The 12,869-nt window shown below is 62.1% G+C and carries 12 protein-coding genes; 6 read left to right on the forward strand and 6 right to left on the reverse strand.

Going from position 1 to position 12,869, the window contains the following annotated elements:
* Positions 1–4: 4 nt before the first annotated feature.
* From ABLV04_RS19655 to ltnD, 3 genes are read right to left on the reverse strand one after another with little or no spacing between them, the layout of a single operon-like run.
* Positions 5–625, reverse strand: coding sequence for an aldolase (locus ABLV04_RS19655; protein WP_065806325.1), 621 nt, complete (start codon positions 623–625; stop codon positions 5–7).
* Positions 618–1,883 (reverse strand): 3-oxo-tetronate kinase, encoded by a 1,266-nt coding sequence (gene otnK / locus ABLV04_RS19660; protein ID WP_110237649.1) that lies wholly within the window; start codon positions 1,881–1,883, stop codon positions 618–620. Before otnK ends, ABLV04_RS19655 begins: the two co-directional genes overlap by 8 nt.
* 11 nt (positions 1,884–1,894) lie before the next feature.
* On the reverse strand, positions 1,895–2,797 hold the full coding sequence (gene ltnD / locus ABLV04_RS19665) for an L-threonate dehydrogenase (protein WP_032452756.1): 903 nt from the start codon (positions 2,795–2,797) through the stop codon (positions 1,895–1,897).
* Between the two features lie 261 nt (positions 2,798–3,058).
* Between ltnD and ABLV04_RS19670 the strand changes: the two genes are divergently transcribed.
* Positions 3,059–3,820, forward strand: a complete 762-nt coding sequence (locus ABLV04_RS19670) for a DeoR/GlpR family DNA-binding transcription regulator (protein WP_023289604.1) — start codon at positions 3,059–3,061, stop codon at positions 3,818–3,820.
* Between the two features lie 20 nt (positions 3,821–3,840).
* Here ABLV04_RS19670 and ABLV04_RS19675 read toward each other — a convergent pair whose 3' ends face one another.
* Positions 3,841–4,701 (reverse strand): broad-spectrum class A beta-lactamase OKP-A-17, encoded by an 861-nt coding sequence (locus tag ABLV04_RS19675; protein ID WP_023289605.1) that lies wholly within the window; start codon positions 4,699–4,701, stop codon positions 3,841–3,843.
* A gap of 181 nt (positions 4,702–4,882) precedes the next feature.
* Between ABLV04_RS19675 and ABLV04_RS19680 the strand changes: the two genes are divergently transcribed.
* The 3 genes from ABLV04_RS19680 to ABLV04_RS19690 all read left to right on the forward strand — a co-directional run bounded on the left by ABLV04_RS19680 (position 4,883) and on the right by ABLV04_RS19690 (position 6,431).
* Positions 4,883–5,014 carry a hypothetical protein gene (locus ABLV04_RS19680; RefSeq protein WP_348816094.1) on the forward strand — a complete coding sequence of 44 codons (132 nt, stop codon included), beginning with the start codon at positions 4,883–4,885 and terminating at the stop codon, positions 5,012–5,014.
* Entirely contained in the window at positions 4,998–5,258 is a 261-nt protein-coding gene (locus tag ABLV04_RS19685) for a hypothetical protein (protein ID WP_004205993.1), read from the forward strand. The genes ABLV04_RS19680 and ABLV04_RS19685 overlap by 17 nt, the downstream gene beginning before the upstream one ends.
* A gap of 84 nt (positions 5,259–5,342) precedes the next feature.
* The gene (locus ABLV04_RS19690; RefSeq protein ID WP_023289607.1) at positions 5,343–6,431 is read left to right on the forward strand and encodes an AAA family ATPase; all 1,089 of its coding nucleotides are present in this window, start codon (positions 5,343–5,345) and stop codon (positions 6,429–6,431) included.
* Between the two features lie 29 nt (positions 6,432–6,460).
* On the opposite strand, the gene ABLV04_RS19695 is transcribed toward ABLV04_RS19690, so the two are convergent.
* Together ABLV04_RS19695 and ABLV04_RS19700 are read right to left on the reverse strand one after the other, a co-directional pair.
* Complete coding sequence (locus tag ABLV04_RS19695) at positions 6,461–7,726, reverse strand: MFS transporter (protein ID WP_348816096.1); 1,266 nt, start codon at positions 7,724–7,726, stop codon at positions 6,461–6,463.
* Between the two features lie 54 nt (positions 7,727–7,780).
* Entirely contained in the window at positions 7,781–10,888 is a 3,108-nt protein-coding gene (locus ABLV04_RS19700) for a beta-galactosidase (RefSeq protein WP_348816098.1), read from the reverse strand.
* A gap of 195 nt (positions 10,889–11,083) precedes the next feature.
* On the opposite strand from ABLV04_RS19700, the gene ABLV04_RS19705 reads away from it, so the two are divergent.
* Positions 11,084–12,148 (forward strand): LacI family DNA-binding transcriptional regulator, encoded by a 1,065-nt coding sequence (locus ABLV04_RS19705; protein WP_065806123.1) that lies wholly within the window; start codon positions 11,084–11,086, stop codon positions 12,146–12,148.
* Between the two features lie 264 nt (positions 12,149–12,412).
* The gene (locus ABLV04_RS19710; RefSeq protein WP_131096243.1) at positions 12,413–12,853 is read left to right on the forward strand and encodes a GNAT family N-acetyltransferase; all 441 of its coding nucleotides are present in this window, start codon (positions 12,413–12,415) and stop codon (positions 12,851–12,853) included.
* The last annotated feature ends 16 nt before the right edge of the window (positions 12,854–12,869 follow it).

A 12,869-nucleotide genomic window follows, 5' to 3' on the forward strand; every position in this document is an offset into this window, starting at 1 on the left:
GGTTTTATCTCAGTTCATCCACTTCGTCAGCGGTCAGGTAACGGATCTCGCGATTGCCGAGGGTAAACATCAGCCGCGCGGTCTCTTCCAGCTCTTCGGTATTATTGGTGGCTTCGCGCAGCGATGAGCCAGTGACCACCGGACCATGGTTGGCCAGTAAAAAGGCGTTATAGCGCGGCGCCAGGCCGGCCAGCGCCTCGGCAATGCGGTCGTCGCCCGGTCGGTAGTAGGGAACCACCGGGACGTCGCCGACCCGCATCACCACGTAGGGAGTAAAGGGGCGAATACAATTGTGCGGATCGAGCCCCTGCAGGCAGGAGAGCGCGGTCAGATAGTGGCTATGCAAGTGGACGATCGCCTTGCAGGCCGGGTTATGCAAATAGACCGCCCGGTGAAAAGCGATCTCTTTCGACGGTTTGTCGCCGGCGATCCATTCGCCTTGCAGGGTGACCACCGACAACCGCTGGGCCTGCAGCTCGCCCAGGCAGGAGCCGGTCGGCGTCGCCAGCAGGTTGCCGTCCGGCAGCAGGAGCGACAGATTGCCGGCGGAGCCGGTGGCATAACCGCGGTTAAACAACGAGGCGCCAATCTGCACCATCTCATCTCGCAGCTGTTGCTCAGTCATGACAAAACTCCTGCTGGGCACGGGCAAAGAACTGGATATCGCCGAAATTACCTGACTTCAGCGCCAGGGAGAGCGGCTGGCGGGTGTCACGCACCCAGGGAACCCCAGGGGAGATCGTCGGCCCGATATGGAACGCCTCGACCCCCAGCGTCTGCGCCACGATGCTCGACGTTTCCCCTCCGGCCACAATAAACCGGGTGAATCCTTTCTCCTTCAGCGCGGCGGCGAGGGCGGCGAACAGCTGTTCGATCCGTTCGCTGCTGGCCTTGTCGCCATACTGCGCCTGGATCCGCTGCAGCGTTTGCGGCTCAGTCGTGGCATAGACCATCGGCGCCAGCGGCGAATCGCGGTTTGCGTCCACCCAGGCCGCCAGCGTCCCGGCATAGCCCTCCAGATCGGTAAAGCAGGCGCTTAAGTCGACGGCGCGGGCGGGAGCCTGTTCACGATAGGCCGCCACCTGGCTGTTGGTCATCAGCGAACAGGAGCCCGAGAGCACTACCGCCGGGCCGGGCAGCGGCATGCCCGCCTGGGATCCTTCACCCTGGGTTCCGTGGCGCTGCGCCCAGTCGCGGGCGAGGCCGATGGCGAGACCAGAGCCGCCGGAGACCAGCTTCATTTCCCGCAGCGCCGCCCCCTGGGTCAGCAAATGCTGTTCACTGAGGGCGTCGAGCACCACATAGCGCACCGCCGGGTCGCTGATTGCCGCCAGCGCGGCAGCGACCGCCTCCGGCCCCTGATCGATAATCGGCCAGGCGATCAGCGCCGCTTTTCCGCCGCCCTGGCGCTCGATTAAGCGGCCCAGGTGGGCATCCTCCATCGGCGTCACCGGATGGTGGCGCATCCCGGACTCATTGAGTAACTGCTGGCCGACAAACAGATACCCCTGATAGACCGTGCGGCCGTTTACCGGCAGCGCCGGGGAAATCACCGTCCGGGTCTCGCCCAGCTCTGCCAGTAGAGCATCCAGTACCGGGCCAATGTTGCCCTGCGCGGTGCTGTCGAACGTGGAACAATACTTAAAATAAAATTGCTGACAGCCCCGGGCCTGCAGCCAGCGCAGGGCCGCCAGCGACTGGCTGACGGCGGTTTCCACCGGGCAGGAGCGCGTTTTCAGGCTGATCACCACCGCTTCGCTGGTCAGCGGCAGTTCGTGGGGCGGTACGCCGTTTAGCTGCACCGTCGCCATGCCGTTGCGCACGAGGAAACTGGCGATATCCGTGGCGCCGGTAAAGTCATCGGCAATGACACCAAGCTGCATCTTGTCTCTCCTCACTGTTTATGGCCCGGCAGGGTAATGCCGTTGAAGATCTTGATCACCGCGCTGTCATCTTCCCGGCCGAATCCGGCGTTGCTGGCGGAGGTGAACATATTCAGCGCGGTGGTGGCGAGCGGCAGCGGGAAGGTCAGCGCCCGGGCGGTGTCATTCACCAGGCCGAGATCTTTGACAAAAATATCGACGGCGGATTTTGGCGAGTAATCGCCATCCAGGACGTGCTGCATACGATTCTCAAACATCCACGAATTACCCGCCGCGTGGGTCACCACGTCGTACATCGTCTCCAGCGGGATGCCGGCGCGGGCGGCGAGGGCCATCGCTTCGGCGGCGACGGCGATATGCACCCCGGCCAGCAGCTGATGGATGATTTTTACCGTCGAACCGAGGCCAATGTCGCTCCCGATGCGATAGACTTTGCCGGCCACCGCGTCCAGCACTGGCGCGAGGCGGGCGAAGACGGCATCGCTCCCGGAGGCCATCACCGTCATGTCGCCGGCGGCCGCTTTCACCGCGCCGCCCGATACCGGCGCGTCGAGCATCAATAGCTGATATTCCGCCAGCGCCGCGGCAATCGCCTGGGCATCGGCGGAGGCGATGGTTGATGACACCATCACCGCGGTACCCGGCTTCAGATGGCCGGCGAGGCCGCTCTCGCCGAACAGGATCCCCCGAACCTGGGCGGCATTGACCACCAGCAGCACGACCGCATCCAGTTCAGCGGCGAAAGGCACCGCGCTGGGGCCTGCGCCTTTGGCGCCCGCCTCCAGCAGCGCGCGGCAGTTGTCGGGGTTGATGTCCACCCCCCAGGTGTTCAGGCCCGCCTGCAGGCAGGCGCGGGCGGCGCCCATGCCCATCGAACCCAGTCCAATCACGCAGACGTTAGTGTGTGCAGTCATGACGGTCTCCTTGTGAATATTCGTTAATTAATGTGATTTAATGATAGAATAAAGCGTTGCTATGTGAAATTATGTGAGAGTTATCACGAATAACCCACATGAATATAAAAAATTCACAGACGGAAAGTGGCTGCGCGACGGCGATTCTTGCCCTAAAATAGCGTAAAAACAGCGGTCAAGCAGCGATGACAGCACAGGGGATCTTCAGGTTCCCGGCGTGAGTGGTAAGCTCTGGTGTGAAAAAATGGTAAGGGGAGAGCGGTGATTCCAATAGAACGTCATCAGCGTATTTTAGCCCTGGTGGAGCAGCGTGGGGCGGTGAGCATTAATGAGCTGACGGAGATCCTCGGCGTGTCCCATATGACTATCCGTCGCGACGTCAGTAAGCTGGAAGAACAGGGGCTGCTGGTCAGCGTCTCGGGCGGCGTGCGCGCCGTCAGCCGCCTGGCCGCAGAGCCCAGTCATCTGGTGAAAAGCACTCTACAGAGTGAAGAGAAACAGGCCATCGGCGCGCTGGCGGCCAGTCACATCGCCAAAAACAGCTGCATCTATCTCGATGCCGGCACCACCACCCTGGCGCTGGCGCGGGCGATCCTCGACCGGGACGACCTGCAGGTGGTCACCAACGATTTTGAGATAACCCAGCTGCTGATCGATGCCAGCCAGTGCGGCGTGATCCACACCGGCGGCACCCTGTGCCGGGAGAACCGCTCCTGCGTCGGCGAGTCGGCGGCGCGGACCTTGCGCCACCTGGCTATCGATACGGCCTTTATCTCCGCCAGCGGCTGGGACAGCCGCGGGATTTTCACCCCTGATGAGAACAAGGTCACCGTCAAGGAGACCGTCAGCCAGGTCAGCGCCAGAAGCATCCTGCTGTGCGACAGTTCGAAATATAATCAGGTGGCCACGTTTATGGCGTTACCCTTGACCCGCTTTACCACCATCATTACCGACCGGCATCTCTCCGATGCTGCCGCCACACATATCGCCCGGCACGCTTGCGAGGTGCTGCGCGCCGGGTAAGGCGCGCGGCCTTCGCCGGGCTAGCGCTGCCAGTGCTCGATCAGCGCCGCGCCTATTCTGGCGATCTGCTGGTTACGCTCGGCCATGGTCGCCGGCGTATCCCGCAGATAGATCACCACGATGCGCTCCGCTTTGCCGTTCGGGCCGAGCAGGGCGACAATGCCGCGTGAGCCCCGCTCGCCGGCCCCGGTTTTATCGGCGATAAACCAGCCCGCCGGCAGCACGGCGCGGATCAGCGGGCCGGCCACCTGGTCGTCCACCATCCACTGCAGCAGCTGCTGCTGCGAACGGGCGCTCAGCGCGTGGCTGGTTAGCAGCTTGCGCAGGGTGGCGGCCATGCTGGCTGGGGTGGTGGTGTCGCGCACGTCGCCGGGAAGCGCTTCATTGAGCTCCGTTTCCCAGCGGTCAAGGCGGGTGACGTTGTCACCGATCTGGCGCAGAAAAGCGGTCAATCCCGCGGGGCCGCCAACGCTCTTCAACAGCAGATTGCCGGCGCTGTTGTCGCTCATGGTGATGGCGGCGGCGCAGAGTTCGCCAACGGTCATCCCGTCGGCAAGGTGTTTTTCGCTGACCGGGGAGTAGTCCACCAGATCCTGCTGGCGGTAGCGGATCCGCCGATCCAGCTGTTCGTCTCCGGCATCCACCCGGGCCAGCACCGCGCCGCAGAGCAGCACTTTAAAGGTGCTCATCAGCGGAAAGCGCTCACTGGCGCGCCAGGCGGCCAGCGTGCGGCCGCTGGCCAGATCCATTTCAACATAGCCCACGCGGCCCGCCAGCTGACTTTCGCTGCGTGTAACTTGCTCAAGCGGCGGAGGGCTGGCGAATACCGCCAGTGGCAGGGCGGCAATCAGGGAGAAAAGGCACAGGCGAACATAACGCATAACCGCAATACTTCCTTGAATCAGGGCCATTAAAGGCGAGTAGAGGAGTGATAAAATAGAATAACCTGGCGTTTTGCTGATTCACAATTCCTCTTTTTTCCTTCATCATTTGTCATCTTTTATTTCGAATAATCAATATTTAGCTCAGCCTAAGCACGCTATTTTTTGACTCAAGGCCGCAATGAACTATAAGAAAATACTTAAGACCGCACTCTGGCTGGCGCCGCTGTTTGCTGACGATACGCCCGCCGCGCTGCGCGGTTTGCCAATGATCTATGCCATCCCGGGAGGAACTGGTGCACCCGATAATTAAGGTCATGCTGGTGGGCGGTAAGGCGGATGGACTGCTGGTCAGCGTCGCCGACGATGCGACCGAGGTCTCAGTGACCCCTGCGCAATACGGTGCGCCGTCCGGACAGCCGCTCAGCTATCGTATCGTGAGTCAAACCATTGACGATGAACGCTATTTCTTTGGCGTTTTCAGTGACGCCCATCAGGATAGCGACAAGCTGACGCGGGTGGCGCTGACCCGCGGAATGAAAAAAATGTTCTGTTAAACCCGGTCGGAGAGAGGGGGCGATAGTATCCCTGCCGCGGCTTTGCTACTGTGGCAGCCTTCTCTCTCCGGGCCAGGACGCATCATGATTCAGTACATCCGTATTCAAAACTTTCGCTCAGTCAGGGATATCGCGCTGGAGCTGGGGCCGCTGAACATTGTCTTCGGCCCTAACGGCTGCGGCAAATCCAATATTTACAACGCTATCCATCTGTTGACCGCGGCTGCCGACGGCAGGCTGTCGGGATTTATCAGCGAAGAGGGGGGCCTTGAAAATATGATGTGGTCCGGAGATCGTTCTCCCCTCGATCGCCATCCCCGCCGGCTGCAAATCGCCTGTCGGACGGAGAGCTTTGATTATGAACTGCAGGTTGGTTTCCCGGAAAAATTGCCCTATCCGACGCAGTTCATGCTCGATCCCATCGTCAAAGAAGAGAACATCTGGCTGGCGGGCTATTCCCGTCGGCCTTCCTCCCGCGTACTGCAGCGTAAGAATCAGGCGGCGTTCCTCGTCGATGTCGCCGGGGAGAAAAGCACCTTCACCGAGAGTATTTATGAAAACGAGTCGGTGTTCGGTCAGCTTGGCGAGCCGCACCGTTTTCCTGAGGTCTCGCGGGTGCGCGAGACCCTGCGCCGCTGGCGGTTTTACCATGAATTCGCTATCGGCCGCCACTCACCGCTGCGCCAGCCGGCCGTCGGCTACCGTTCGCCGGTGCTCGACAGCGACGGCCATAATCTGGCTGCCGCCTTTCAGACCATTGTCGAGATCGGCGCGGAGGAGATTTTGCACGAGATCCTCGCCGACGCCTTTCCCGGCTGCCAGTTTTACTGTGAAAACGAGCACTCGCGTTTCGCGCTGAAAATGCGCCGGGAGGGGATCCGCCGCCCGCTGCTGGCGGCGGAGATGTCCGACGGCACGCTGCGTTTTCTCTGCCTCGCCGTCGCGCTGCTCAGCCCGCGCCCGCCGGCCTTTCTGGCGATCAATGAACCGGAAAACAGCCTGCATCGCGACATGCTCCCGGCGCTGGCCAGGCTGATCGTCGAGGCCTCCCGCTACAGCCAGATCTGGCTGACCAGCCACTCGGCAGAGCTGGCGGATCTTATCGCCGCCGGGGCTGCCTGCCAGCGCTATGCGCTGGAGAATAGCGGCGGAGAGACGCGCATTGTGGAGTGAACCCCGTCATCCCTGACGGGCGCGCCCGGTCAGGCGGGGGTCTGCGTCCCCGCTGCCGGCAGCAGGCTTTTGCCGCCGCGCAAGGTGATGAACGAGAGCAGGGTAAAGCTCAGGGTGATGCAGCCGAGGATCAGATAGGCCTGATGGAAGCCGACGGTGTCGTACATCCGGCCCACCCAGGCGGAAAGTACCACCCCGGACAGCTGTTTCGACAGGTTAAAGCCGATCAGAAACAGGGTGGCTGAGAGCCGCGGGTTAAAGGCGGAGGAGATATATTTAAAGGTCCCGACCAGCAGGAAGGGGATCTCAAACATATGCAGCATCTTGAGGATCACCACTTCCACCGCCGATGAGGCAAAAGACGACCCGAGAATACGCACCGACATGATCATCCCCGCGGTCAGCAGGGCGTTTTTGGCCCCGATACGGTTAACGATGGCCGGGGCGCAGAACATGATCACGGCATTGAGCAGCTCGCCACCGGTGGTGACGAAGCCAAACACTTCGGTACCGCGCTGCGGACTGGCGAAGAAGCTTTTGAAAAAGTTAGCAAATTGCTGGTCAAACACGTCGTAAACGCTGGCGACCCCCACCACATAGACGATAAAGCCCCAGAAGCGCGGCATACGCAGCAGCTCTGCCGCCGTACGCAGCGAAAAGGCCTGGCGATTGGCCCCGAGCGCCTCGATAACCTGGGCGCTGTTGCTGCTTTCCGGACGCGACAGCCAGAGCAGAAGACCCAGCACCAGCGCAAAGCCGGAGGCGATCCAGAAGGTAATATTGGGGTCGATGCCGAACAGCACGCCGGTTATCGAGGCGCACAGCGCCCAGCCGACGCAGCCAGCGACCCGCACTTTGCCATATTCAAAGCGGTTTGCCCGGCTGACGCGCTCGATATAGGCTTCCACCGCCCCGGAGCCGCTGGAGAAAACAATCCCCAGGTAGATCCCGCCCACCAGCGAACCGGCGATAATATTCATCTGCAGCAGCGGGGAGAAAACGAAAATAAAGAACGGCGCGAACAGAATTAACAGCACCGTAATAGTCCACAGCAGATGTTTGCGCAGGCCGAGCTTATCCGACATTAAACCAAATACCGGCTGAAAAATAATCGCGAACAACGAGATGGAGGAGAAGACGATCCCGGTTTCCGTTTTGGTTAAATGGTTAACGTCCGCCAGCCACACCGGGAAAAACGGAAAATAGGCCGACATAATGAAATAGTAAAAGAAAAAGAACAGCAGGAAATAGACAAAATTATGCCGTTCTCGCGGCGCCAGTTCAGAGAATTTCATCACCATGATCCCTTGTTATTCTGTTTGTAGGGTGGGGGCTGCCGCCCCCACGGATTAAAGGCAACGCAATGAGACCTCGTACTGCCAGCGCGTTTGGGTCAGGAGCCACTGCGGCAGCACGCTTGGGGTCCAGGAGTCATCGCCTCCCACCCCCATATGCAGACCGTCAAGGGTGATCCACACGCCGTCTTCGGCCTCCATCTTGTGCCAGTGGTCGGTCTCCATCAGCTGACGGGTGCTCCACGGCTGAACGGAGAAGTGGAAATGACCGCTGACGTGCCAGCGTCCCCAGTCCAGCGCCTGAGTATCACAGCGCAGGCCGTTTTCCGTCGGGAAGATGTAGGGGGTGGTCATCGCCGCCAGCGGCTGCTCCCAGCGGGCGAAGCAGGCGCTGCTCCGCCGGTCGGGGTAGTTCTCATGCGGCCCCAGCCCCAGCCAGCTCACCGGCGCCTGCTGATCCGCCACCTGGAAGTGCAGCCCGACCCGCGGCAGCGGCGGCAGCGTTTCCGCGCGCTCGCCGTCCACCGCCAGCCGCACCGTTCCGTCCGCGGTAAAGCGCAGGCGCCAGTGGCTGATAATCACCACCTCGTCGCCGCGCAGGTAGTGCCAGCGGCTGTCGACAAGGGTCTCATTCGCCAGACGCTGGGCGTCGCACTGCACGCAGCGCGCCTCAAGGTCGAACAGGCCGGCGCTTTTCCAGCGCTCCACCCAGGCGTTGGGGTCGATGCGCTCCACTTCGCTGACCCCGATGTCGTTGTCGAGCGGCGCACGGATAAACTGATCCCGCAGGGGGGTCAGCAGCTGCTCCTGACCGCCAACCGACCAGCCACTCAGCAAACCGGTCCGGCGATCGACGGTCCAGCACTGCGTGCCGGTGCGGATCTGCCAGGCCTCATCGCTGACGATAAGATCCGGGGCGCCGGCTGGCACCGTGGGCGCAGGCAGCGCCAGCGGCGCCGGCAGGGGATATTGCTGCCAGGCGACGCGATGATCCGCCGGGGACCAGGCTGTCGCCTGGGGCTGGACCACCTCCAGCGTCAGCCACACGGCGCGGGCGCCTGGCGGCAGGATCAGACTGTCGAGCAGCGTTATCTCGTCGCTGCCCTCAGGCGGGAGCGCCAGCGTCAGGTTGCCGTGGTACAGGGTTTCACCGGCCGCCTGCACCTGCCAGCGCAGCGCTTCGTTATCGGTCTGGCGGAACAGGTATTCGCTGGCGATGCGCACCCGCAGCGGCGAGGTTGACAGCAGGGCGAACTGGAAATACTGCTGGGCGTGCTTCGCCTCGACCAGCGACGGATGCGGCGTGCGATCGGGGAACACCAGGCCGTTCATACAAAACTGGCGATCGTTCGGCTTATCGCCAAAGTCGCCGCCGTAGGCCCAGCCGACGCTGCCGTCGTCAAAGATTTTGCGGATCGCCTGGTCGGCCCAGTCCCAGATAAACCCGCCCTGCAGCCGCGGATACTCGCGGAAGGCCTGCCAGTAATCGGCGAAGTTGCCGAGGCTGTTGCCCATCGCGTGGGCGTACTCGCAGAGGATCAGCGGCCGCTGCTCGCCGGGCAGGCTGATCCATTTTTTGATCCCCCACTTCGGTACCGCCGGGATCGGCTGGTCACGTTCGACGCGGGCGTACATCGGACAGATAATATCGGTGGCGGTGGTATCCGCGCCGCCGCCCTCGTACTGCACCGGACGGGTCGGGTCGTTACGCTTCAGCCAGTGGTACAGCGCTTCGTGGTTGCCGCCGCCGCCGGATTCGTTGCCCAGCGACCAGATGATAATGCACGGATGGTTGCGGTTGCTCTGTACCATCCGGGTGACGCGGGCGCTGAAGGCTGGCAGCCACGCCGGATCGTCGGACAGCCGATTCATCGGCACCATGCCGTGGGTTTCAATATTGGCTTCATCGACCACGTACAGACCGTAGCGGTTGCACAGCTCATACCAGCGCGGGGCGTTGGGGTAGTGCGAGCAGCGGACGGCGTTAAAGTTGTTCTGCTTCATCAACAGAATGTCCTGCACCATATCCGCCTCGCTGACCACCTGACCGCGTAAATGGTGGTGTTCATGGCGGTTAACGCCGCGGATCAGCAGCGGTTTGCCGTTAAGGCGCAGCAGGCCGTCGGCGATCTCGATGCGGCGAAAACCGATATCCCACGCCTCTGCCTCCAGCAATGCCTCGCCGCGCCACAGGGTGACCACCGCCCGGTAGCAATCCGGGGTTTCCGCGCTCCAGTGCGCCGGCGCCGCCACCGCCAGGGAGAAATCGACCCGTTCGGCGTAACGGCCGCGCTCATCCACCGTCGGGGTGCCTAACGGCTGACGGTGGGCAACGACAGGCTGCTCGCCGCGCCACAGGCTAACCCCGACGCTGAGCCCGGCAAGCGCCGCTTCTGTCGCTTCGACGGTCGCCTGGACCTGCAGAGCGCCGTCGCGGCAGAGGGCGTCAAGGGTCGGCGTCAGCTGGACGTCGCTCAGCCGCTGGTGCGGCTTATTCAGTAGCCACACCGAGCGGAAAATACCGCTCATCCGCCACATATCCTGGTCTTCCAGCCAGCTGCCGGCGCTCCAGCGCATGACCATCACGCACAGACGGTTGTCGCCCGGACGCAGAAAGGGGCTGAGATCGAACGCCGCCGGCAGGCGGCTGTCCTGGGAGTAACCGACCCAGGCGCCGTTGCACCAGAGATGAAAGGCCGAGTTAACGCCGTCGAAAATAATCTGCGTCTGCCCGTCCGCGCGCCAGGCGTCATCGATCGCAACGTGCAGGGAGTAACAGCCGGTTGGGTTATCCTCCGGCACCCGCGGCGGGGTGGTGTCGATGGGGTAGCGGACGTTGGTGTAGATCGGCGCGTCATAGCCCTCCATCTGCCAGTTGGAGGGCACCGGCGTACCGCGGCTGCCCGGCAGGTCCTGCGTCAGCCACTGCGCATCGACGGCAAACGGGCTGCGGGCGTAAGCAAATTGCCACTCGCCGTCCAGCTGACGACGATGGGGCGAAGGATGATTATCGCGGGCGGCAAGCTCATCGCGCCAGCTGGCGAACGCGGGATGGGCCGGCAGGCGGTTGAGATGGGTAATGGTCTGGTTCTGCCAGTCTTCGCGGGCGAGGACGGCGTGGAAGTCAGGCGCGTGGCGGCGACTGGTATCGCTTATTGGCATAGTAATCCCCGGTAAGTCAGAAAATGTCGATCGCTAAACAGGATGAAGAACGTTATCGGGTAATTTGTTTTTTCCAGCAACGACGGCGGAAATGAAATTAACAGACGATCACGAAAGCGGGCGTAATACGCTGTTTTTTGTCGTGCGTTAAACATAAAATGTTAGCGCACGACATTTTGTCGATGAGGAGAAACTATGCCGCGTCGTACCGCAACCCTGGAGGATGTCGCCCGCGCGGCGGGCGTCTCCCAACAGACGGTCTCCCGGGTTCTGAACCGTCCGGAAGTGGTGTCAGCCCGCACCCGCGAGCAGGTGATCCGCGCGATGCAGACGCTGCACTACGTGCCTAACCGCTCGGCGCAGCTGCTCGCCGGCAAAGCGGCGCCCTCCATTGGGCTGATTACCGCCTCGCTGACCCTGCATGCCCCCTCGCAGATCGCCGCCGCGGTAAAGAGCCATGCCAGCCTGCACCAACTGGAGGTGGCGATAGCGATGCCAGCGCAGGCCGACTTCGCCGCGCTGCAGGCCCGGCTGGACGAACTGCGCGCCCAGCATATTCGCGGGGTGATCGTCAGCCTGCCGCTGGAGAGCGCCACCGCCGAGCGGCTGGTTAAAGAGAACCCGGATATGGCCTGCCTGTTTCTTGACGTCTCCCCGGAGGCCGATGTCTGCTGCGTGCGCTTCGACCATCGCGACGGCTGCGGAGCCTGCGTGCGCCATCTTTGGGAGCTCGGGCATCGCGAATTTGGCCTGCTGGCGGGGCCGGAAAGTTCGGTTTCCGCCCGTCTGCGTCTCGCCAGCTGGCGCGAGGCGCTGCACAGCCTGAACATTGCCCGTTCAACCACGGTGTTCGGTGACTGGAGCGCCGCCAGCGGCTGGCAGAAAACCTTCGAACTGCTGCACCTCCAGCCGCGGATCAGCGCCATTGTGGTGGCCAACGATCAGATGGCGCTCGGGGTACTCAGCGCGCTGGCCCAGCTCAATCGCAGCGGCAGCCAGGCGGTGTCGGTGACCGGCTATGACGACACCGCCGACAGTCTTTACTTTCAGCCGCCGCTCACCACGGTGGCGCAGGACTTCGATCTGCTGGGCAAACGGGCCGTGGAGCGGCTGATTGCTCTGATGGCGGCCCCGCAGATGCGGATCCGCGAGCTGCTGCCGACCCGGCTCATCGTGCGCCAGTCGGCGTGGCCGCTCGCCGCCGCGGAGGACCGGCAGCAGACCCTGGCGCAGCTGAAAGCGTTGGTGGAAAAGCTTTAGCCGCAGGCCGTTGAGGATTTATTGAGGTTGACCATGCTAACCTCGGGATCAAACGTAGAGAGGTCAGGATCCTCTGCCTGCGAAAAATGCAAAATACAATCTATCCATGCAAGCATTGATTTACCGCCAGTCACATGGCGGTTTTTTTTTGCCTCACTCCCGTTTTCCGCGTTCTTTCGTTGGATTTTTCGCCTGGCATCCACGGCGGCGGCATGCTACATCTTTCTTCCGGGATAGATGCCGAACACGGCGGGAGACAAGGTCATGATGGTGATTGAGGGCAAAGAGGCGATTGCGCGGGTAGACTGGCGGCGGGTGCGGGCCATCGTCGCCGAGGCCGGGCTGAATGAACGTGATGTTCAGCAGCTGGAGCAGGCGTTTCGCCAGAGCACCTTCTGCTGGTTCGGCTATGAGAACGGTCAGCTAATTGCCGTGGCGCGCGCCATCAGCGACTGCACCTGGAGCAGCTACTTGTCGGATGTGGCGATCGTCCCCGACCGACAGGGGCAGGGTTACGGACAACAGCTGATGCTGGCGGTCCGGGAGCAGCTGCTGCCCTTTGGCAAAATTTTTATCTATGCGGTGGCCGATAAAATCGCGTTCTATCAGCGTTTTGGTTTTGCCATGCTGACCACCGGGATGGTCTGCGCTGGCGAGGAGGGCATGCGCAAAATGCACGAGCAGGGCTATATCCGCCAGCCCTGAGCGCGGATGCCGGGCA

Source organism: Klebsiella sp. JN_Kp127 (genome assembly GCF_040062505.1).
GTDB lineage: Bacteria > Pseudomonadota > Gammaproteobacteria > Enterobacterales > Enterobacteriaceae > Klebsiella > Klebsiella quasipneumoniae.

Excerpts from the sequence above, each read along its gene's own strand:
- ABLV04_RS19705 (WP_065806123.1), top strand. The coding sequence starts at position 11,084 with ATGCCGCGTCGTACCGCAACCCTGGAGGATGTCGCCCGCGCGGCGGGC.
- ABLV04_RS19675 (WP_023289605.1), bottom strand. The coding sequence starts at position 4,701 with ATGCGTTATGTTCGCCTGTGCCTTTTCTCCCTGATTGCCGCCCTGCCA.
- ABLV04_RS19655 (WP_065806325.1), bottom strand. The coding sequence starts at position 625 with ATGACTGAGCAACAGCTGCGAGATGAGATGGTGCAGATTGGCGCCTCG.
- ABLV04_RS19690 (WP_023289607.1), top strand. The coding sequence starts at position 5,343 with ATGATTCAGTACATCCGTATTCAAAACTTTCGCTCAGTCAGGGATATC.
- otnK (WP_110237649.1), bottom strand. The coding sequence starts at position 1,883 with ATGCAGCTTGGTGTCATTGCCGATGACTTTACCGGCGCCACGGATATC.
- ltnD (WP_032452756.1), bottom strand. The coding sequence starts at position 2,797 with ATGACTGCACACACTAACGTCTGCGTGATTGGACTGGGTTCGATGGGC.
- ABLV04_RS19700 (WP_348816098.1), bottom strand. The coding sequence starts at position 10,888 with ATGCCAATAAGCGATACCAGTCGCCGCCACGCGCCTGACTTCCACGCC.
- ABLV04_RS19710 (WP_131096243.1), top strand. The coding sequence starts at position 12,413 with ATGATGGTGATTGAGGGCAAAGAGGCGATTGCGCGGGTAGACTGGCGG.
- ABLV04_RS19695 (WP_348816096.1), bottom strand. The coding sequence starts at position 7,726 with ATGAAATTCTCTGAACTGGCGCCGCGAGAACGGCATAATTTTGTCTAT.
- ABLV04_RS19680 (WP_348816094.1), top strand. The coding sequence starts at position 4,883 with ATGAACTATAAGAAAATACTTAAGACCGCACTCTGGCTGGCGCCGCTG.